The sequence below is a fragment of the Cypionkella sp. genome (assembly GCF_034376685.1).
GTDB lineage: Bacteria > Pseudomonadota > Alphaproteobacteria > Rhodobacterales > Rhodobacteraceae > Cypionkella.
Genome location: NZ_JAXMJJ010000029.1, coordinates 52,578 through 72,773, shown reverse-complemented (window position 1 = coordinate 72,773; position 20,196 = coordinate 52,578). Strand labels below are relative to the sequence as shown.

Sequence of the window (20,196 nt, the reverse complement as noted above, 5' to 3'; positions counted from 1 at the left end):
TTCCATGACCAATTCCCCTAAACCCGCCGCCACATCTGCCAACCAAATGTGGGGCGGCCGCTTTGCCTCTGGCCCTGACGCGATCATGACCGCGATCAACGCCTCGATCGGCTTTGACCAACGGCTGTACGCGCAAGACATTGCCGGAAGCCGCGCTCATGCCGCCATGCTGGCTGCCACCGGCATCCTGACTTCTAGTGATGCCGAGGCCATCGGGGAAGGCCTGCTCACGGTGTTGTCAGAGATTGAGGCCGGGAATTTCACCTTCTCGGTAGCACTTGAAGACATTCACATGAACGTGGAAAGCCGCCTGAAAGACCTGATCGGTGCGCCCGCAGGCCGCCTGCACACCGCCCGGTCGCGCAACGACCAAGTTGCCGTCGATTTCCGCCTCTGGGTGCGCGACCAATGCGACGCCGCGATCCAAGGCCTCACCGCCCTGATGAAAGCCTTCCTCGCCCAAGCCGAACAGGGTGCCGATTGGGTGATGCCCGGCTTCACCCACCTGCAAACCGCTCAGCCCGTCACTTGGGGCCACCATATGTTGGCCTATGTCGAGATGCTGGCCCGCGACAAATCCCGCTTTGAAGATGCCCGCAAGCGCATGAACGAATGCCCGCTCGGCGCTGCCGCCCTCGCTGGCACCTCGTTCCCCATCGACCGCCACATGACCGCCAAGGCGCTCGGCTTCGACCGCCCCACCGCCAACAGCCTTGATTCCGTCTCCGACCGCGATTTCGCGCTGGAATTCCTCTCCGCCTCCAGCATCTGCGCCATGCACCTGTCGCGCTTTGCCGAAGAACTGGTGATCTGGTCCTCGGCGCAATTCCGTTTCGTCAAACTCTCCGACAAATGGACCACCGGCTCCTCGATCATGCCGCAAAAGAAAAACCCCGACGCGGCTGAGTTGCTGCGCGCCAAACTGGGCCGCATTCTGGGCGCAACCGTCGCCCTGTTCACCATCATGAAGGGTCTGGCGCTGACCTATTCGAAAGACATGCAGGAAGACAAAGAGCAGGTCTTCGACGCCGCCGACACCCTGATGCTGGCGCTGGCCGCGATGACCGGCATGGTCGGCGACATGACCGCCAACCGCGACGTGCTGGCCACCTCGGCAGCCAGCGGTTTCTCCACCGCCACCGACCTCGCCGATTGGCTGGTGCGCGCGCTGAACCTGCCGTTCCGCGAGGCGCATCACGTCACCGGAACCCTCGTCGCCTTGGCGGAATCGAAAGCCTGTGATCTCGCAGATCTTTCAATCACTGAAATGAAAGCGGTGCATGACGGCATCACTCAAGAGGTCTATTCCGTTCTGGGCATTGAGAATTCTGTCCGCAGCCGGATGTCGTACGGCGGAACATCGCCCACCCGTGTGGCAGAGCAAGTCGCCCGCTGGAAAACCCTTCTCGGCTAAGGCACCTTCCCGCCAGCAACCCCGAAAGCCGCCATGCGCCTGCTGATCATAGCCCTTCTGCTGACCGCCTGCACCGACCCGCACCTTGGTGCAGGCATCGGCATCGGTCCGCACGGCGCAACCATCCGCCCGGTGATTTCCGGCGCAATCCCCGGCGGCGGGCGCATCAGCTATTCTCCCTAAGGACACCAAATGAAATTCCTCCCCCTGCTCGCCCTGCTCGCCCTCACCGCTTGTGGTGCCGATGGTCAACCCACCGCGCCGCAATCCGGCGTAACCCTGTCGGGCGACGCCCGCGTTGGCGTGTCCACCGGCACCACGCCGTAATCGCCAAAGGCCCACCACGCCGAATTGCCTAAGCGCAGGCTGGGCGCTATACCCCAAGCGACTGATTTCATAAGGGGCCGCCCGGTGGACCATTTCCTGTATCGCGACGGCACCCTGCATGCCGAAGATGTGGCCGTGGCCGATATTGCCGCGCAAGTCGGCACGCCGTTTTATGTCTATTCCAGCGCCACGCTGACCCGGCATTACACCCTGTTCACCGAGGCGCTGTCACCGCTGCCGCATCTCGTCTGCTTTGCGATCAAGTCGCTGTCGAACGTCGCGGTGCTGAAACTGCTGGGCGATCTTGGCGCGGGTATGGATGTGGTGTCGGGCGGCGAATACCGCCGCGCTGTGGCCGCAGGCGTTCCGGGTGATCGCATCGTGTTTTCCGGCGTCGGCAAGACGCGTGAGGAAATGCGCCTCGCCCTGGAAAACGGCATCCGCCAGTTCAACGTCGAATCTGAACCCGAACTGCGGGCTTTGTCCGAAGTCGCCTCCAGCATGGGCACCACCGCCCCGATCACCATCCGCGTCAATCCAGACGTCGACGCCCGCACGCATGAGAAAATTGCCACCGGCAAGAAGGACAACAAGTTCGGCATCCCGATCAGCCGCGCCAGCGAAGTCTACGCCGAGGCCGCCAAGCTTCCCGGCCTGCAAGTCATCGGCATCGACGTGCATATCGGCAGCCAGCTGACCGAACTTGAACCCTTTGAACAAGCTTACAAAAAAGTCGCTGACCTGACCCTGCGCCTGCGCTCCGAAGGCCATGTGATCTCCCGTCTCGACCTCGGCGGCGGTCTGGGCATCCCCTATGAACGGTCCAACACCGCCCCACCGCTGCCGCAAGAATATGGTGCCCTGATCAAGCGCACCGTCGGCCATCTGGGCTGCGAAATCGAGATCGAACCCGGCCGCCTGATTTCCGGCAACTCCGGCATCCTCGTCTCAAAGGTCATCTACGTCAAATCGGGCGAGATCAGCGATTTCCTGATCGTCGATGCCGCGATGAACGACCTTGTGCGCCCCTCGATGTATGGCGCGCATCACGACATCATCCCGGTGCAAGAGGCCAAAGCCGCCACCGAAGCCCACACCTATGATGTGGTCGGCCCGGTGTGTGAAACCGGCGACACCTTCGCCAAAGCCCGCCCGCTCGCGCCCTTGAAGGAAGATGATCTGATCGCCTTCCGCTCGGCGGGCGCTTATGGCGCGGTGATGGCGTCGGAATACAACACCCGGCCCTTGATCCCCGAAGTGCTGGTGAAAGACGATCAATTCGCCGTCATTCGCGCCCGCCCCAGCTATGAAGACATGCTGAAGCGCGATACCATCCCCTTGTGGCTTTGAAACTGTAGAGGCCGATGACCGAGAACACCGAAGCGCAGGCATTGAAACGGATCGAAACCCCGCTGCGTATCACGCTCGCGGGGCTTTGGGCTGAACGCATCACCCGCGCCTTCTGGCCGTTCTGGACCATCGCCATCACCAGCCTCGCCGCCGCCGCTTTCGGGCTGCAAGACCTGCTACCGATCGAAGCCGCATGGTTCGGCATGGTCACAGCCACCCTCGGCCTGATCTGGGGCATCCTCCACGGCATCCGCGCCTTCCGCCGCCCCACCCGCGTCGAAGCGCTGATCCGGCTTGACAGCAAACTCCCCGGTCAACCGATCGCCGCCCTGCGCGACACCCAAGCCATTGGCATCACCGATGAGGCGTCAAAAGCCGTCTGGGCCGCCCACCGCGCCCGCATGGCCGCCCGTGCCGCCACCGCCAAACCCGTGCAGCCCGACCTGCAACTGTCGTCGCGCGACCCGTTCGCCCTACGCTATGTCGCCCTTACCGCGCTGGTGATGGCGCTCATGTTCGGCTCGATCTGGCGCGTCACCTCTGTTGCTGGCCTCACCCCCGGCGGCACTGCCAACGCCGCCGCAGGCCCGGCATGGGAAGGCTGGGCACAGCCGCCCGCCTATACCGGCAAACCCGCGCTCTATCTCAACGACCAGACCGCCGACGCCCTCACCCTGCCCACCGGCACCCGCCTGCAAATCCGGCTTTACGGCGAACCCGGCGCGCTGATCGTGGCGGAAACCATCTCAGGCCGCACCGACGCGCCGCCCGCCTCCGAGCCAGCTCAGGATTTCACCGTCACCACCTCCGGCAAACTCGCCATCGAGGGCGCCGCTGGCCGCGCATGGACCATCATCGCCACCCCAGACCGCGCCCCCAGCATCACCCCCGCCGCCGAAATCAGCCGCGACGGCGAAGGCCGCTTCAAACAGAAGTTCACCGCCAAAGATGATTACGGCGTCACCAAAGGCGAAGTCACCATCGCGCTCGACCTCGCCGCCGTCACCCGCAGCTTTGGCCTGAAGACCGATCCCGAAACCATCGCCCCGGTGATCCTCGACCTGCCGCTGCCGGTCAGAGGCAGCCGCGCCGAGATCAACACCACCCTCGTCGATGACCTGTCAGAAAGCGTGCTGTCAAACCTGCCCGTCACCCTGACCTATGCCGCCACCGACGCCGCAGGCCAGACTGGCACCGCAGAACCGATCCACCTTGTCCTTCCCGGCAAACGCTTCTTCGATCCGCTCGCCGATGCTCTGATCGAGATGCGCCGCGACATGCTGTGGTCGCGCAGCAATGCCCCGACTTCGCTGCAAATCCTCAAGGCTGTCAGCAACCAGCCGGGTGACATCTTCCCCGACGACAAAACCTACAGCCGCCTGAAAGCCGTGATCAAACGTCTGGATACCGAGGCCAAAACCCTTACCCCGAAAGCCCGCGATGAGATCGCGAAAGAGCTTTGGGACATCTCGCTGATGATCGAAGACGGCAAGCTGAACAACGCCAAAGACCGCATGATGCGCGCGCAAGACCGCTTGGCCGAAGCCATCCGCAAAGGCGCTTCCCCGGAAGAAATCCAGAAACTGATGGACGAGCTGCGCGACGCGCTGGACGAATACATGCGCGAAGAGGCCAAGAAGAATCCGCCCGACCCCAACGACGAAACCTCGCCGCAAAATCAGGGCCCGACCATCACCCAAGATCAGATTGATCAGATGCTGGACAAGCTGCAACAGCTGATGGAAGAAGGCAAAACTGCCGAAGCCGCCGAGTTGATGAAGCAGCTGCAAGACCTGATGAACAACATGAAGGTGCAGCAGGGCGATGGTCAGGGTGGCAAAGGCAGCCCCGGCAAACAGGCGATGAAAGATCTCGGCAATACCCTGCGTGATCAGCAGGGCCTGTCTGACGACAGCTTCCGCGATCTGCAAGACGGCCAGGAAGGCCCCGGCGCAGATGGCAAAACCCTGTCCGAACGCCAGCAAGAGCTGCGCGAACGGCTGCGGGCGCTGCGCGAAGGCGGCAAGCTTCCCGGTCAGGGCAGCGATAAGGCCGAAGACGGTGGTCAGGCCCTCGACGACGCAGGCCGCGCGATGGAAGACGCCGAGCGCGCGCTGGAAGACGGCGATCTGCCCGGCGCTCTCGACAAACAGGCCGAAGCGATGGACAAAATGCGCGAAGGCCTGCGTGATTTCGGCGAGGCTCTGTCCGAACAAGACCGCCAACGCGGCAGCACCCCCGAAGGCAACCGTCAGGCGCAAGAGGATGAAACCGGCGAAGGCAGCCGTGATCCGCTGGGCCGCCCCAACAGCATGCGCATCGGCTCGGATGGCAATCTTGCTGAAAACAAAGAGATCTACCGCCGCGCCCAGGAATTGCTCGACGAGATTCGCAAACGCTCGGGCGATCAATCCCGCCCGGAGTCAGAGCGCGGCTATCTCAAGCGCCTGCTCGACCTGTTTTAGCCGGCTCCGCAGTGCGCGGGATCGCACCATCCCACCGCCTGTTGCCTGATTCTTTCTCCGCCCCCCTTGTTTTGCCAGCCAAAATGGCGCATGTAGGCAGGGCGAAACGCTATCTATCGAACATCTGTCTCCTCTTAAGGCCTCAGTTCTCGATTGCTACGACTGAGCCACGTCATCGCATTCCGCGGATGGCACACCAAAACTAGGAGACACACGATGGCTAACGGCACCGTGAAATGGTTTAACGCCACCAAAGGCTTCGGCTTTATCGCCCCGGCAAACGGCAACAAAGACGTGTTCGTGCACATTTCCGCAATGGAACGCGCTGGCATCCGTCAACTGAATGACGGCCAAGCAGTGACCTTCGACATCGAAGCAGGCCGTGATGGCCGCGAGTCGGCGATCAACCTCGCTCTGGCATAAGCCAACCGGGCGGTTCACTCCGCCCATCGAGATTTGAAACGGGGGTAGCGCAAGCTGCCCCCGTTTTGCTTTGCAGAGTTGCGTACGCGGTTCAACCGCCCCAAAACAAAAGGCCCCACGCAACCGCAGGGCCTCTTATTCAAATTTGACTAAAATTTGCTTTCATACTGGCGCAAATACTCCGCCGGAGGTCCGGAGGGTGTGAAACCCTCCGGGGCCAGCAAAGCAAACCTTAGGCCGCCAAAGCGTCCACTTCAGCTTCACCCTTGGCAATCGCCGCTTCCGGACCGTAAGCCATCGCGTCTGCTGCTGCAAACTGCACATCGGTGATGCCGAAAAAGCCCAGCATATGGCGCACATAGCCCGAAGCGAAATCAATCTCCGACCCCATCTTGGTGCCGTCCGAGGTGTAAGCCACAATCGCGCGCTTGCCGGTCAGCAGACCAACCGGGCCGGTTTCGGTGTAGTTGAAGGTCTCGCCTTTGCGGGCCAGCTGATCAAGCCACGACTTCAACTGCGCCGGGACGCCAAAGTTGTAGACCGGCAAAGCGATGACCAGCAGGTCAGCGGCTTTGACTTCGGCCAGCAACGCATCGGCGTAAGCCGCCGTCACTTTCTGATCATCATTGCGGGCTTCAGCCGGGGTGAACACAGCGCCGAGCCAAGCGCCATCAATCGCAGGCACGCCCGCCGACAGATCGCGGGTGACAACGTTTGCGCCCGGATTGGCAGCCAGTACACGCTCCATGATCCGGTCGGTCAGGCGACGCGACACAGCGCCAGCAGGTTTGATGGAAGCTTCAACACGCAGGATATTGGTCATTTTCAGGGTCCAGTTCAGCAGGAGGAGGAATTCTATGCAGCTTAGATGCGCCTTTTCTCCTCTCTGCGCAATTATAGGAATCGCACCCCAGTTGCGCATCTGCGCACATAAATACTTGGCACGCCCCTAGCGCAAAACACCTCGCTTTCCGGCCCCATTCGTTAAAACTTCCTGAACGCCTGCCTCTAAGCCTTTGATCTTGAACACGCTCGAATCGGTCCCGAGTTGGGACCAAAGAAAAAGGCCGCGCAATCCGCGCGGCCCTTCTCCAAACTCAAAGCAAAGATCACCCCAAAGCCGGATAATCCGTATAGCCCTTTTCTCCCGGCGTGTAGAACGTCGCAAAATCCGGCGCATTCAACTCCGCCCCCGCCTTCATCCGCGCCACCAGATCCGGGTTGGCCAGCAAGGCCCGGCCAAACCCAACCAGATCCGCAGCACCCGCATCCACCGCCGCCTGCCCCGAAGCCGCATCCAAGCTGCCGCCAACAATAAACGTCCGGGGCCAAGCCGCCCGCAGCTTGGCGCGGAACTCCGCCGGGATCACCGGATTGCCCATCGCGGCATGATCGACCAGATGCACATAAACCAGCCCGATCTTCTCTAGGCTCGCCATCAGCGTCAGATAGGTCTCATCCACCTCAGGATAAGCCGCCATCCCCGAAGCCGTGCCATAGGGAGAGAGCCGGATACCAACCTTGTCGCCCCCAATCGCCGCTACAACCTCCTGCGCAACCTCGGTCACAAAGCGCAGCCGCTTCGCCACCGACCCACCCCAAGCATCGTTGCGCTTGTTGGTGTCGGGCGAGATGAACTGCTCCAACAAATACCCATTCGCGCCGTGCAGCTCGACCCCGTCGAACCCCGCCGCAATCGCGTTTTTCGCTGCCGTCACGAACTCGGCCTTGGCTTGCTGAATATCGGCTTCAGTCATTTCCTGCGGCACCGGATAATCCTGCATGCCCTCGGCGTCGGTATACATCTGCCCCGCCAAGGCCAGCGCAGAAGGCGCCACGATCTTCGCGCCAGCAGGCATATTGCCCGGATGGCTGACCCGCCCGGTGTGCATGATCTGTGCGAAAATCACCGCGCCCTTGGCATGTGCTGCTGCAGTGACAGGCTTCCAAGCCGCCACCTGCACATCGCTCCACAGCCCCGGTGTGCGGGCATAGCCGCGGCCATTCGGGCTGGGGGCAGTGCCTTCGGTGACGATCAGACCAGCCGTGCCGCGCTGGCCATAATACTCCGCCATAATCGGCGTCGGCACCGCGTCCACATCAGCGCGGCAGCGGGTCATCGGGTTCATCACCACTCGATTTTGCAGTTTATGGGAACCCATCTGGGCCGGGTCAAAAATAGAAGCCATCATTGCGCTTTGTCCTTTGACAGAAATCTGAACCCGGAAGTTTAGCCAGTTTCTGTGCGGAAACCACGCGTGTTTGCGCCCTAACCTCTGTGCAGAAATGCACGGCCAACCAGCCTTGAAACCCGTCCGGGGCCCACATGTCCAACCTGCGCGGGCCTGGCCATGACATGCCACCTCCCGCATGGGCCTGCCATTCTTCTGCGCTCCCGGTATATACTGCTGTGACGGCCCCAATTCCCGCGTCATGCAGGTCACACACTCCTATGCTTTTCGATTGGTTGCGCAAAGATCGCTTTCCTGATGCCTTAAGGGCATTCGGTCTGCACCGCTGCGCAATGTCGGGCGAAAGCCTGTGCATCGGGCTTGCTCCGAACTCCGAATATTCCCTGCTACCTCTGCAAAACATTCCGGCGGCCCCCGCATCGGTCTGCTTCTTCGACGCCCCGCTGCAAGCCGATCTGGTTCATGCCTTCGTCAGCAGCCCCCGTGCCGCAACTGTCGCGCATCTGGTGATCGGCACCTCGCACGATTACGCTAAAAATCGCGCGCGCGGCTACGATATGACGCAAGCCGTCGCGGCCCTGAAGGGCACGCGGCTGCCAATGCTCAAGCGGCTGTCGCTGGGCGATATGGAGATGCTTTACAATGGGCACAGGTTGTTCGGCACCATAGGCGACATCTCCCATGTGTTTCAGATCGCCCCAGCCTTGATCGAATTGCGGCTGCATGGCCATTTTACCCTTACCGGGCCGAGCCGCCACCCGCAGCTAGCAGCGCTTGAGGTGGAAGTTGACGACATTGGCGTCACGGGTGGCCCGCTTAATCAACAGACGGTCTCAAATCTGATGTTGTCGGATTTCCCCAGTCTGACATGTTGCGATCTTGATCTAAGCGAGGATCCGCCAGAGGTTCGATATAGCATTCCGCCCGAATTTTTTTCCCCGCAACGCTCCCCCCTGCTGCGATCACTGGCGATCAATAGTCTGACCGCCGAAGCGGTGATCCAACTTGAAAAATGGAAAGAGCTGAGAGGGATCGAGTAGAGCGACCGGAAGGGAAAACCTGTTAAGAATTTATGAATAACACAACTTAAGATATTGATAATTAATAGTTATATGTAGTGTCCACGCGTGGACACTACCCCCTCGCGCTGAAAAAGTTGCTGATCGCCTTCGCCATCGCCTCGGATACGCCCGGCACCGCCATCAGATCTGATAGCCCCGCCCGCGACACCGCCTTGGCCGAGCCAAAATGCGCCAGCAACGCGCGTTTCCGCACCGCGCCCACCCCCGGAATATCATCCAGCGGCGTGATCGAAACCTGCTTGGCCCGCTTCGCTCGATGCGCCCCATTGGCCCAACGGTGCGCCTCATCCCGCAGCCTTTGAATGAAATACAGCACCGGGTCATTCCGCTGCAACGCCTTCACCGGCATCCCGGTGCGGTAGAATTCTTCCTTGCCCGCGTCGCGATCAATCCCCTTGGCGACCCCCACCATCGCGATATCATCGACCCCCAACTCCGCCAGAATCCCCGCCACAGCCGAGACCTGCCCCGCCCCGCCATCAATCAACAGCAAATCCGGCCAAGACCCCGATGTTCGATCCGGGTCTTCCTTCAACAACCGCTCAAACCGACGCGTCATTACTTCCCGCATCATGCCGAAATCGTCCGAGTTCTTCCCCGCAGCCGACTTGATGTTGAACTTGCGATACTGTGATTTCAGGAAGCCATCCGCCCCCGCCACGATCATACCGCCAACGGCATCAGAGCCCTGAATATGCGCGTTATCGTAGACCTCAATCCGCGTTGGCGGGGCATCGAGATCGAACGCCTCGGCCAGCCCCGCCAGCAGTTTATTCTGGGTCGAGCTTTCCGACATCTTCCGCGCCAGACTTTCCCGCGCGTTCCGAACGGCATTCTCGACCAGTTCAGCCTTCTCCCCACGTTGCGGCACGGCAAGTTCAACCTTCCGCCCCGCCCGCTCGGCCAGCAGGTTGCTGACGAGATCCTCATTCTCTACTGGGTGCGACAGCAAGATCAGCCGGGGCGGTTCTTTGTCGTCGTAGAATTGCGCTACGAAGGCTTCCAGAATCTCGGCCTCCTCTGCCCCCGCCCCGGTGCGCGGATAGAAGTCACGGTTGCCCCAAGATTGGTTGGCACGGATAAAGAACACCTGCACGCAAGCCTGCCCGCCTTCGAGATGCAGCGCGATCACATCGGCCTCGGCCACCCCTGCCGGGTTGATCCCTTGGCTTTGTTGCACCTGCGTCAGCGCCTTGATCCGATCGCGCAGGGCCGCCGCACGTTCAAACTCCATCGCATCCGAGGCGATGTTCATTTCGGCGGCCAGATTGCTTTGCACGGTGGTGGTCTTGCCCTGCAAGAACCGCTCGGCATCAGCCACAAGGGTGGCATAACCCGGCCCGTCAATCCGCCCGGTGCAGGGGGCAGAGCAGCGTTTGATCTGATACTGCAAACATGGCCGGGTGCGGCTGTCGAACATCGAATCCGAGCAGTTGCGCAGCAGGAACACCTTTTGTAACTGGTTCAGCGTGCGGTTCACCGCCCCGGCGCTGGCGAAGGGGCCGAAATAGCTGCCCTTCTCTGACCGCTTGCCGCGATGCTTTTTCAACTGCGGGAAGGGATGCTCGGTGCTGATCAAGATGTTCGGGAAGGATTTATCATCGCGCAGCAGCACATTGTAGCGCGGCTTCAGCTGCTTGATCAGGTTCTGCTCTAGCAGCAGCGCCTCGGTTTCCGTCCGCGTGGTCAGAAACATCATGCTGACAGTCTCGGAAATCATCCGAGCGATCCGCCCGGAATGCCCCGAGGGGCGGGCATAGTTCGACACCCGCGCCCGCAGATTGCGGGCTTTGCCGACGTAAAGCACCTCAGACGCCGCATTCAGCATGCGATAGACGCCGGGGCTGCCATCCAGCGTTTTCAGGTAATCCTGAATAAGATCATGGCCGATTAGAGTGACGTCGCTCATACAGAAACACACCTTGGGGATTCGTCGATTCTCTGTTGTAGCTGCAATGATAGCTGGGCCGGGACAAGAGGAAAGCTATCCCCGCTTTCTGTGGATAACATTGCGGAGAAGTTTTCAGAACCGGCAAATTTCCCTTGTTTTTGGCCCAATTCGCCGGATTGCCTATTTTTTAGGCGAAACTTCAAGGCATTGATATCAAATGAAATATTAATTGATGCCTGTCAAATCCCTGATAAATCAGGACTTTTTGTAACGCTTCCGTGAAGCAATAGTGAAAAGTGGACAACTCTCAACGGAGGCGAATTTTTGCCTAGTCGAAATCCAACACATCGGGGGTTTTCCAACCCAGATGCTGACCACCATCAACAGAGATCATTTGCCCTGTCACAGCGGGGGAATCGAGAAAAAACCCGAGCGCTGCGGTGATATCGGCGGGATTTGACCCGCGTTGCAGGATAGTGGCGCCGCGCTGGGTGGCAAAGCTTTCATCGCTTTGACGGCTGCCTTGCAGCGTCGGCCCCGGCCCGATGCCGTTCACCCGCACTCTTGTGGCCAAGCCCTGCGCCGCCGTGCGGGTCAGCGCCCAAAGGCCCATTTTCGCCAGAGTGTAGGACAGAAACTCGGGTGTCAGTTTGTGTACGCGCTGATCAATCATGTTCAGCACCATGCCGCCAGCGATGGGTTCGCCTTGATCATCCAGTTTCGGAGCAGGCACTTGTGCGGCAAAAGCCTGCATCAGCACGAAGGGCGCGCGCAGGTTGCTTTCCATATGGCGATCCCAGCTTTTGCGGGTCACGGTGGCGACGGTGTCATATTCAAAGATCGAGGCGTTGTTGATCAGCACGGTCAGCGGCCCGCCCAAGCCCTGCACCGCCATCGGCACCAGCTTGTCGACCTGGGTTTCAATCAGCAGATCGGCGCGCAGGGCGACGGCTTTGCGGCCCATAGCGGTGATCTCTTTTACCACCGCCTCGGCCTCTTTGCGGGAACTGGCGTAGTGCACGGCAACGTCATAGCCACGACGCGCCAGATACAGCGCCATCTCGCGGCCCAGCCGCTTGCCCGCCCCCGTCACCAGTGCCCTCATCGTCAACCCTTTTTACAATCACAGCCCTTGGAGCCAATCACATAGCGCCCGCAACGTTTGCAGGTAGCCGGATTGCCCAGTCCAAGACGTTTTTTTACCGAATGGCCGATGCGGCCGGGAAAGAGGGCGTTACCGACCATGCCGATGGCCAGCATCACCAGTAGAAAAACGATGACGGCTTTGATCATGTTACAACCCGTAGCGCGCCCAGAGCGCGCGATCCTCGACCGAGGCCAGCGCATCTTCAGCCATATTCAGGCCAAAACGGCTGAGCAGCCCGCGCTTTTGCCCCAGCGGCACCAGCTTCACCTTATCGCCATAAAGCGATTTCAGCTTGGGGACCAGATGCGCCACGCCATCAGTCAGCCCCAGATCCACCGAGCCTTGGCCCACCCAGATATCGGCGTTGAACAGATCGGCATCGGCAAGGCGGTTGCCGCGCCGGGCTTTGACATGGGCGATGAATGCCTGATGGATCGGTGCTTGCAGGGCTTTCAGGCGTTCGATGTCTTCCGGCTTTTGCGGCAGGAACGGGTCGGCGAGGCTTTTCTGTTTGCCCATGGCGACCACCCGGCGCTCAACCCCCTGCTTTGCCATCAGTTCGGGGAAGCCAAAGCTGGCAAAGATCACGCCGATGGACCCGACGATGGAACTGGGGTCAACCCAGATCTGATCCGCCGCACACGCCAGCCAATAGCCGCCAGATGCCGCGACATCCTCGACAAAGGCATGGACCGGAATGGATTTCTCGTCCGCCAAACGCCGCACCCGCGCCGCGATCAGGCTGGATTGCACCGGAGAGCCGCCCGGCGAATTCACCACCAGCGCCACCGCTGCGGGCTTCATCTTGAAGGCTTTCTCAATGATCGCCGCCAGCGCCGCATCACTCAGCGCATTGCGGCCTGTGCCAATCGTGCCAGCAAGCCGGATCACCGGGACCATGGGGGATTTTTTCATAAAGGGGATAAATTTCATCATGCCGCAAAGCTAAGGGCTCAGGCCCTTGCGAACAAGGCCAATCCCCGCCACCCTGCGCCCCATGATCGACAAGCTGGAAATGTTCATCGCCCTCGCCAACGAGCGCCATTTTGGCCGTGCGGCAGAGGTCTGTCGGGTGACACAACCCAGCCTTTCTTCGGCGATCCGTCAGCTGGAGGATCAGCTTGGGGTGCAGTTGGTTTTTCGCGGCAGTCGTTTTCAGGGCCTGACGCCGGAAGGCCAGCGCGTGCTGGATTGGGCGCGGCGGATTGTCGGCGATATGCGGGCGCTGAAGGATGAAATGCGTACGGTGCATTCCGGCCTGTCAGGCAATCTGCGCATTGGGGTGATCCCCACCGCGCTGCCGATGGTGGCCGATTTGACGGCCCCCTTCACGGCACGGCATCCGAACATGCGGGTGACCCTGTTGTCGCGCACGTCGGTGGAAATTCTGGCGGGCATCGAAAGCTTGGAGCTGGACGCGGGCCTGACCTATCTCGACAACGAACCCTTGGGCCGAGTGGCGCAGACGCCGCTGTATACCGAATTTTACCGCTATCTCTGCGCGCCCAATTCTCCCCTAGCGGATCGGGCGCAGGTGACGTGGAGCGAACTCGCGCACGAACCTTTGTGCCTGCTGACCGCCGATATGCAGAACCGCCGCATCGTCAACCAGCATCTGGCCGAAGTGGGCGTGCGGGTGGCACCGACGGTCGAGTCGAACTCCAGCATCGCCTTGGTAGCGCATGTGAAGTCCGGGCTGTGGGCCTCTGTTGTGCCGATGAAACTGGCCGAGATGTTCACCGGACAGGGCCTGCTGGCGATCCCGATTGTCGAACCAGAGGCCGAGCATCTGGTTGGCCTGATCACCGCCAAGCGCGATCCACAAACGCCTGTTCTGCAAGCGCTTATGGATGAAGCCGCGCGACTGGCGGTCAAACTGCGCCGATAGCGGGCATGATAGCTTTAGCCTATCGAACAACGGTATATCAATATTGATTTCCATATCAAACGGCGTATCACGGTAGAAAGCTACCAAAGGGCCGCCACATGCTTGATTCCGTCGACATTACCACTCGGGTTGAGGAAATTCTCAGCGCCCACAAAGGGATGGAGGGGTCGCTGCTGCCGATCCTGCACGCCATTCAGGCCGAGTTTGGCTATGTGCCGCAGGTGGCTTTGCCGATCATTGCACAAGACCTGAACCTGTCGAAGGCCGAAGTGCATGGCGTGATGAGCTTTTATCACGACTTCCGCGAGCATCCGGCGGGCAAACATGTGGTAAAACTTTGCCGTGCGGAATCCTGCCAGTCGATGGGCGCGGATCGTGTCGCTGCCCACGCGCAAAAGGCTTTGGGGATTGATTGGCACGGAACCACAGCGGACGGTCGCGTGACGCTGGAGCCGATTTTCTGCCTTGGCCTCTGTGCTTGTGGCCCCGCTGCGATTGTTGATGGCAAACTGGTGGGCCGGGTAGATGAAGCCCGGATTGACGCGATCATCGGGGGTCTGAAATGAAGATTTACCTGCCGCTGGACAGTGCCGCCGTCGCCCTTGGTGCAGACGAAATTGCTGAATCTCTGATGTTCCAAGCCCAGGCGCGCGGGATCAACCTGACGCTGGTGCGCAATGGCTCGCGTGGGATGGTCTGGCTGGAGCCGATGGCCGAAGTGGTCACCGATGCAGGACGGATGGCGTTTGGTCCGCTGACTCTGGCCGATGTGCCCGCACTGTTTGATGATCTGGCGGCGCATCCGAAGGCCTTGGGTCTGACCGATGAATTGCCTTGGATAAAGGCACAAACCCGGCTGACCTTCGCCCGCGTTGGCGTGATCGACCCGTTGTCGCTGGACGACTACAAGGCGCATGGCGGGCTGGCTGGCCTGACGCTTGCGCTTGGCATGGACAAAGCTGCGATTGTTGCCGAAGTCACCAACTCTGGCCTGCGTGGCCGGGGTGGCGCGGGCTTTCCGACCGGCATCAAGTGGAAAACGGTTTCCGAGGCGGTGGCGGATCGCAAATACATCGTCTGCAATGCCGATGAGGGCGATAGCGCCACCTTCGCCGACCGCATGCTGATGGAGGGCGACCCCTTCACGCTGATCGAAGGCATGATCATTGCGGGTCTGGCCACCGGGGCTACCAAGGGATTTGTGTATATCCGTTCGGAATACCCGATTGCGATTGATGTGATGCAGAAAGCGGTGAAAATCGCCACCGATGCAGACGTGCTTGGGGCTTCCGTTTTGGGGTCTGCACACACCTTCAACATCGAGATTCGCGTCGGTGCCGGGGCCTATGTCTGCGGCGAGGAAACTTCGCTGCTGAACAGCCTTGAAGGCAAGCGCGGCGTCGTGCGCGCCAAGCCGCCATTGCCCGCGTTGCAGGGTTTCATGGCGAAACCAACCGTGGTGAACAACGTGATTTCGCTGGCTTCGGTGCCGGTGATTTTCGAGAAGGGTGCCGAGTTTTACAAGAACTTCGGCCTTGGCCGTTCGCGCGGGACGATCCCGTTGCAGATCGCCGGAAACGTCAAGCACGGTGGGCTTTATGAGATCGCCTTTGGCCTGACCCTTGGTGAAATCGTTGACAAAATTGCTGGCGGTTCGGCCTCTGGGCGGCCGGTGAAAGCGGTGCAAGTCGGCGGCCCGCTGGGTGCCTATTTCCCCCGCGCGCTGTTTGATACGCCGTTTGGCTATGAAGAATTCGCCGGCAAAGATGGCCTGATCGGCCATGCTGGTTTGACGGTGTTTGACGATAGCGCCGATATGCTGAAACAAGCTCGTTTCGCGATGGAATTCTGTGCCATCGAGTCCTGTGGCAAATGCACCCCCTGCCGGATCGGCGCTGTGCGTGGCGTGGAAACCGTGGACCGGATTGCCAAAGGTGACGCCTCGGCGATCCCGCTGCTGACCGATCTGTGCAACACTATGAAAGCCGGTTCGCTCTGCGCCTTGGGGGGGTTCACGCCCTACCCGGTTATGTCCGCTTTGACCCACTTCCCCGATGATTTCGCCCCTATGAAGGAAGCCGCCGAATGAAAGACTTCATCATCCCGGATCGCGATTTCGGCACCCCTGCCGCCAAAAGCAAACAAATGGTCACATTGACCATCGACGGCTTCGACATCACCGTGCCGGAAGGCACTTCGATCATGCGCGCCGCAGCAGAAATCGGCATTTCTGTGCCGAAACTCTGCGCCACCGATAGCATCGACGCTTTCGGATCGTGCCGTTTGTGCTTGGTGGAAATCGAAGGTCGCAACGGCACACCAGCCTCTTGCACGACCCCCGTCGCCCCCGGCCTGAAAGTCCACACCCAGAACGCCAAGCTGAAGCAACTGCGACGTGGCGTGATGGAGCTTTACATCTCGGACCACCCGCTGGACTGTTTGACTTGCTCGGCCAATGGCGATTGCGAATTGCAGGATATGGCGGGGGCCGTGGGCCTGCGCGATGTGCGTTATGAGGCGATTGATACCCACTTCAAGGCCAAAGACACCTCTGGCATCGCCAATCCGAACTACATCCCGCGCGACGATTCCAACCCGTATTTCAGCTACGATCCGCAGAAATGCATCGTTTGCTCGCGCTGCGTCCGCGCTTGCGAAGAAGTGCAGGGCACTTTCGCTTTGACCATCGAAGGCCGCGGCTTTGATAGCCGCGTCTCGTTTGGCGCGAAAACCGACACGGCACTGTCATCCGATTGCGTGTCTTGCGGTGCTTGTGTGCAGGCTTGCCCGACCGCAACCTTGCAGGAAAAGTCGATCATCGAAATCGGCACACCAGAGCGTTCGGTGATCACGACCTGCGCTTATTGCGGCGTCGGCTGTTCGTTCAAAGCCGAGATGCGCGGTGATGAATTGGTCCGCATGGTGCCCTACAAGCACGGCAAGGCCAACCGCGGCCATTCCTGCGTTAAGGGTCGGTTTGCCTATGGCTACGCATCGCACAAAGACCGCATCCTGAACCCGATGATCCGCGACAGCATCAACGACCCGTGGCAGGAAGTGTCTTGGGACGAGGCGATGGACTTCACCGCCAACCGGATGAAGGGCATTATCGAGCGTCACGGCCGTCATTCGGTCGGTGTGATCACCTCGTCGCGCTGCACCAATGAAGAAGCCTATCTGGTGCAGAAACTGACCCGCGCCGTATTTATGAACAATAATACGGATACCTGCGCGCGTGTCTGCCATTCACCCACCGGCTATGGTCTGGGCCAAACCCTTGGCACCTCGGCTGGAACGCAAGACTTTGACTCGGTTGAAGAAACTGATGTGGTAATCGTGATCGGGGCGAACCCGGTTTCTGGCCACCCGGTCTTTGCCAGCCGCTTGAAAAAGCGTCTGCGCCAAGGGGCGAAGCTGATCGTGATCGACCCGCGCCGCACCGAGATGGTGGAAGCGCCGCATGTCAAAGCAGAACACCACCTTGCGCTGACCCCCGGCACCAACGTCGCCATCGTCACCGCATTGGCGCATGTGATCGTGACCGAAGGGCTGTTCGACGCACAGTTCATCCAAGACCGCTGCGATTGGGACGAGTTCCAGGATTACGCGGAATTTGTCAGCCAACCGCAAAACTCACCGGAATCGGTGGCCCTGCTGACGGGCGTCCCTGCAGCCGAAGTGCGTGCTGCGGCGCGGCTGTTTGCCAAGGGCGGCAATGGCTCGATCTATTACGGTTTGGGCGTGACCGAGCACAGCCAAGGCTCGACCACGGTGATCGGTATCGCCAACCTTGCGATGATGACGGGCAATATTGGTCGTCCGGGCGTGGGTGTGAACCCGTTGCGGGGGCAGAATAACGTGCAAGGCTCTTGCGATATGGGCTCGTTCCCGCATGAGCTGCCGGGCTACCGCCATGTCAAAGGCGAAGGCGTGCGCGATATTTTCGAGAAGGCTTGGGGCGTCAAGATTGATGACGAGCCCGGCCTGCGCATCCCGAACATGCTGGACGCCGCGGTTGAGGGCACCTTCAAGGGCCTGTATTGCCAAGGCGAAGACATCCTGCAATCCGACCCGGACACCAAGCATGTCGCTGCTGGCCTTGCCGCGATGGAATGCGTGATCGTGCACGATCTGTTCCTGAACGAGACCGCCAATTACGCGCATGTGTTCCTGCCCGGCTCGACCTTCCTTGAGAAGGACGGTACCTTCACCAACGCCGAACGCCGCATCAACCGCGTGCGCAAAGTGATGGCACCACGCAATGGCTATGCGGATTGGGAGATCACCCAGATGCTTGCCAACGCGATGGGCGCAACGTGGAGCTACACCCATCCCACGCAAATCATGGATGAAATCGCCATGACCACGCCGTCGTTCGCAGGCGTGAATTATGAAAAGCTGGAGACCATGGGCTCGATCCAATGGCCCTGCAACGATGCGGCACCGGAAGGCACCCCGCTGATGCACGTTGAGGCTTTCGTGCGTGGCAAGGGCAAGTTCATTAACACCGAGTATGTCGCGACCGATGAGAAAACCGGCCCGCGCTTCCCGCTGCTTTTGACCACGGGGCGTATCCTGTCGCAGTATAACGTCGGCGCGCAGACCCGCCGCACCGGAAACGTCGCGTGGCATGCCGAGGATGTGTTGGAAATCCATCCGCATGACGCTGAAGTGCGCGGCGTGAAGGACGGGGATTTTGTCCGCTTGGCCAGCCGTTCGGGCGACACCACCCTGCGGGCAACGATCACCGACAAGGTCAATCCGGGCGTGGTCTATACCACCTTCCACCACCCCGACACGCAGGCCAATGTGATCACCACCGACTTCTCGGATTGGGCCACCAACTGCCCGGAATACAAGGTCACCGCTGTGCAAGTCTCGCCCAGCAATGGCCCGTCCGAATGGCAAGAGGAATACAACGCTCAAGCCGCGATGTCGCGCCGCATCGCAGCGGCAGAGTGATGCACACCCACCGCCCCTTGCCGCGCCTGACCTTCGGGCCGGGCGCGACCAACGGGTCGGCATCGGCCCGCGAACTGCCGGAAGAGGCTGCGGTGGCGCTGTCGTTCAATGGCTCCACCCAAGCCGTGATGATGGCCTCACCTGCCGATCTGGAAGACTTCGCTTATGGCTTCGCGCTGACAGAAGGCATCGCAAAACCTGAAGAAATTCAAAGCGTTGAGGTGGTTGAAACCCCGCTTGGCCTTGATGTTCAGATCTGGCTTGAACCGCAAGCCGAGGCTCGGCTCAGCAAACGTCGTCGCACGATGGCGGGGCCGGTTGGATGTGGTTTGTGCGGAATTGATAGTCTGGAAGAGGCGACGCGGGTGATGCAGCCCGTCGCATCCTCTGGCTTTTGCATGACACCATCCGAAGTGATGACGGCTGTGGCGGCGCTTCCCGCCGCACAGCCGCTGCATGATGTGACCCGTGCGGTGCACGCTGCAGGCTACTACAGCGGCAAACTGCTCGCTGCCCGCGAAGATGTGGGCCGCCACAACGCGCTGGATAAACTCTGCGGCCACCTGATCCGCACCCCGCATCCCACTGGCGCGGTGGTGCTGACCAGCCGCGTTTCCATCGACATGGTGCAGAAGGTGGCCGCCCTCGGCGCGCCGATCCTCATCGCCGTTTCCGCCCCAACCGCCCATGCCGTCCGCCTTGCGGATCAGGCGGGTATCACCCTGATCGCCCTCGCCCGCCCGGATCGGTTTGAGGCCTATACCCACACCGACCGCATTTCGCAGGAGACTGCCCATGTCGCTTAATGACACCCACCAAGGCCCGCACGCCAAGCTGATCTATATGGCGAACCAGATCGCCAAGTTCATGGAATCCAAGCCGCATGATGAGGGGCTGACCCTACTGGCTTCACATATCAACGACTTCTGGGAGCCCCGGATGCGTCGCCACCTGTTCGAAGTGCTGGACACTGGTGGTGCGGGTTTGCGGCCGTTGGTGCTTGAGGCATCTGCCAAGATCAAGCGCCCCGCCATCGCCGCATAGAAAAATCCTCG

The 20,196-nt window shown here is 60.5% G+C and carries 19 protein-coding genes; 13 read left to right on the top strand and 6 right to left on the bottom strand.

The window, feature by feature from the left end:
• Positions 1-4: 4 nt before the first annotated feature.
• From argH to U1A24_RS06395, 6 genes are all read left to right on the top strand, one after another.
• Positions 5-1,414 (top strand): argininosuccinate lyase, encoded by a 1,410-nt coding sequence (gene argH / locus U1A24_RS06420; protein ID WP_322321145.1) that lies wholly within the window; start codon positions 5-7, stop codon positions 1,412-1,414.
• Positions 1,415-1,447: 33 nt separating this feature from the next.
• The gene (locus tag U1A24_RS06415; RefSeq protein WP_322321144.1) at positions 1,448-1,597 is read left to right on the top strand and encodes a hypothetical protein; all 150 of its coding nucleotides are present in this window, start codon (positions 1,448-1,450) and stop codon (positions 1,595-1,597) included.
• A 9-nt stretch (positions 1,598-1,606) separates the two neighbouring features.
• Positions 1,607-1,741 (top strand): hypothetical protein, encoded by a 135-nt coding sequence (locus tag U1A24_RS06410; RefSeq protein ID WP_322321143.1) that lies wholly within the window; start codon positions 1,607-1,609, stop codon positions 1,739-1,741.
• Positions 1,742-1,825: 84 nt separating this feature from the next.
• The gene (lysA, locus tag U1A24_RS06405; protein WP_322321142.1) at positions 1,826-3,091 is read left to right on the top strand and encodes a diaminopimelate decarboxylase; all 1,266 of its coding nucleotides are present in this window, start codon (positions 1,826-1,828) and stop codon (positions 3,089-3,091) included.
• Between the two features lie 14 nt (positions 3,092-3,105).
• Positions 3,106-5,556, top strand: a complete 2,451-nt coding sequence (locus U1A24_RS06400; RefSeq protein WP_322321141.1) for a DUF4175 domain-containing protein — start codon at positions 3,106-3,108, stop codon at positions 5,554-5,556.
• A gap of 216 nt (positions 5,557-5,772) precedes the next feature.
• Entirely contained in the window at positions 5,773-5,979 is a 207-nt protein-coding gene (locus U1A24_RS06395; RefSeq protein ID WP_054005407.1) for a cold-shock protein, read from the top strand.
• Positions 5,980-6,211: 232 nt separating this feature from the next.
• On the opposite strand, the gene U1A24_RS06390 is transcribed toward U1A24_RS06395, so the two are convergent.
• The gene (locus tag U1A24_RS06390) at positions 6,212-6,802 is read right to left on the bottom strand and encodes an FMN-dependent NADH-azoreductase (RefSeq protein ID WP_322321140.1); all 591 of its coding nucleotides are present in this window, start codon (positions 6,800-6,802) and stop codon (positions 6,212-6,214) included.
• A gap of 286 nt (positions 6,803-7,088) precedes the next feature.
• Positions 7,089-8,168: an alkene reductase gene (locus tag U1A24_RS06385; protein WP_322321285.1), complete on the bottom strand. Its 1,080-nt coding sequence runs from the start codon at positions 8,166-8,168 to the stop codon at positions 7,089-7,091.
• Between the two features lie 137 nt (positions 8,169-8,305).
• Here U1A24_RS06385 and U1A24_RS06380 point away from each other — a divergent pair, with 137 nt between their 5' ends.
• Positions 8,306-9,211, top strand: a complete 906-nt coding sequence (locus U1A24_RS06380) for a hypothetical protein (RefSeq protein ID WP_322321139.1) — start codon at positions 8,306-8,308, stop codon at positions 9,209-9,211.
• 94 nt (positions 9,212-9,305) lie between these two features.
• On the opposite strand, the gene uvrC is transcribed toward U1A24_RS06380, so the two are convergent.
• From uvrC to U1A24_RS06360, 4 genes are all read right to left on the bottom strand, one after another.
• On the bottom strand, positions 9,306-11,162 hold the full coding sequence (gene uvrC, locus U1A24_RS06375) for an excinuclease ABC subunit UvrC (protein ID WP_322321138.1): 1,857 nt from the start codon (positions 11,160-11,162) through the stop codon (positions 9,306-9,308).
• 310 nt (positions 11,163-11,472) lie between these two features.
• Positions 11,473-12,249: an SDR family oxidoreductase gene (locus U1A24_RS06370; RefSeq protein WP_322321137.1), complete on the bottom strand. Its 777-nt coding sequence runs from the start codon at positions 12,247-12,249 to the stop codon at positions 11,473-11,475.
• A 2-nt stretch (positions 12,250-12,251) separates the two neighbouring features.
• Positions 12,252-12,437: a hypothetical protein gene (locus U1A24_RS06365; protein ID WP_322321136.1), complete on the bottom strand. Its 186-nt coding sequence runs from the start codon at positions 12,435-12,437 to the stop codon at positions 12,252-12,254.
• A gap of 1 nt (position 12,438) precedes the next feature.
• Positions 12,439-13,227: a S49 family peptidase gene (locus U1A24_RS06360; protein WP_322321135.1), complete on the bottom strand. Its 789-nt coding sequence runs from the start codon at positions 13,225-13,227 to the stop codon at positions 12,439-12,441.
• 61 nt (positions 13,228-13,288) lie between these two features.
• Between U1A24_RS06360 and U1A24_RS06355 the strand changes: the two genes are divergently transcribed.
• The 6 genes from U1A24_RS06355 (at position 13,289) to U1A24_RS06330 (ending at position 20,185) form a co-directional block, all read left to right on the top strand.
• Positions 13,289-14,179, top strand: a complete 891-nt coding sequence (locus tag U1A24_RS06355; protein WP_322321134.1) for a LysR family transcriptional regulator — start codon at positions 13,289-13,291, stop codon at positions 14,177-14,179.
• A gap of 98 nt (positions 14,180-14,277) precedes the next feature.
• Positions 14,278-14,745 carry a formate dehydrogenase subunit gamma gene (locus U1A24_RS06350; protein WP_322321133.1) on the top strand — a complete coding sequence of 156 codons (468 nt, stop codon included), beginning with the start codon at positions 14,278-14,280 and terminating at the stop codon, positions 14,743-14,745.
• Positions 14,742-16,268, top strand: coding sequence for an NADH-quinone oxidoreductase subunit NuoF (locus U1A24_RS06345; RefSeq protein ID WP_322321132.1), 1,527 nt, complete (start codon positions 14,742-14,744; stop codon positions 16,266-16,268). The genes U1A24_RS06350 and U1A24_RS06345 overlap by 4 nt, the downstream gene beginning before the upstream one ends.
• Complete coding sequence (gene fdhF / locus U1A24_RS06340; protein WP_322321131.1) at positions 16,265-19,141, top strand: formate dehydrogenase subunit alpha; 2,877 nt, start codon at positions 16,265-16,267, stop codon at positions 19,139-19,141. The genes U1A24_RS06345 and fdhF overlap by 4 nt, the downstream gene beginning before the upstream one ends.
• Positions 19,138-19,947: a formate dehydrogenase accessory sulfurtransferase FdhD gene (gene fdhD / locus U1A24_RS06335; protein WP_416173465.1), complete on the top strand. Its 810-nt coding sequence runs from the start codon at positions 19,138-19,140 to the stop codon at positions 19,945-19,947. Before fdhF ends, fdhD begins: the two co-directional genes overlap by 4 nt.
• Positions 19,937-20,185 (top strand): formate dehydrogenase subunit delta, encoded by a 249-nt coding sequence (locus U1A24_RS06330; protein WP_322321129.1) that lies wholly within the window; start codon positions 19,937-19,939, stop codon positions 20,183-20,185. Before fdhD ends, U1A24_RS06330 begins: the two co-directional genes overlap by 11 nt.
• Positions 20,186-20,196 lie beyond the last annotated feature (11 nt).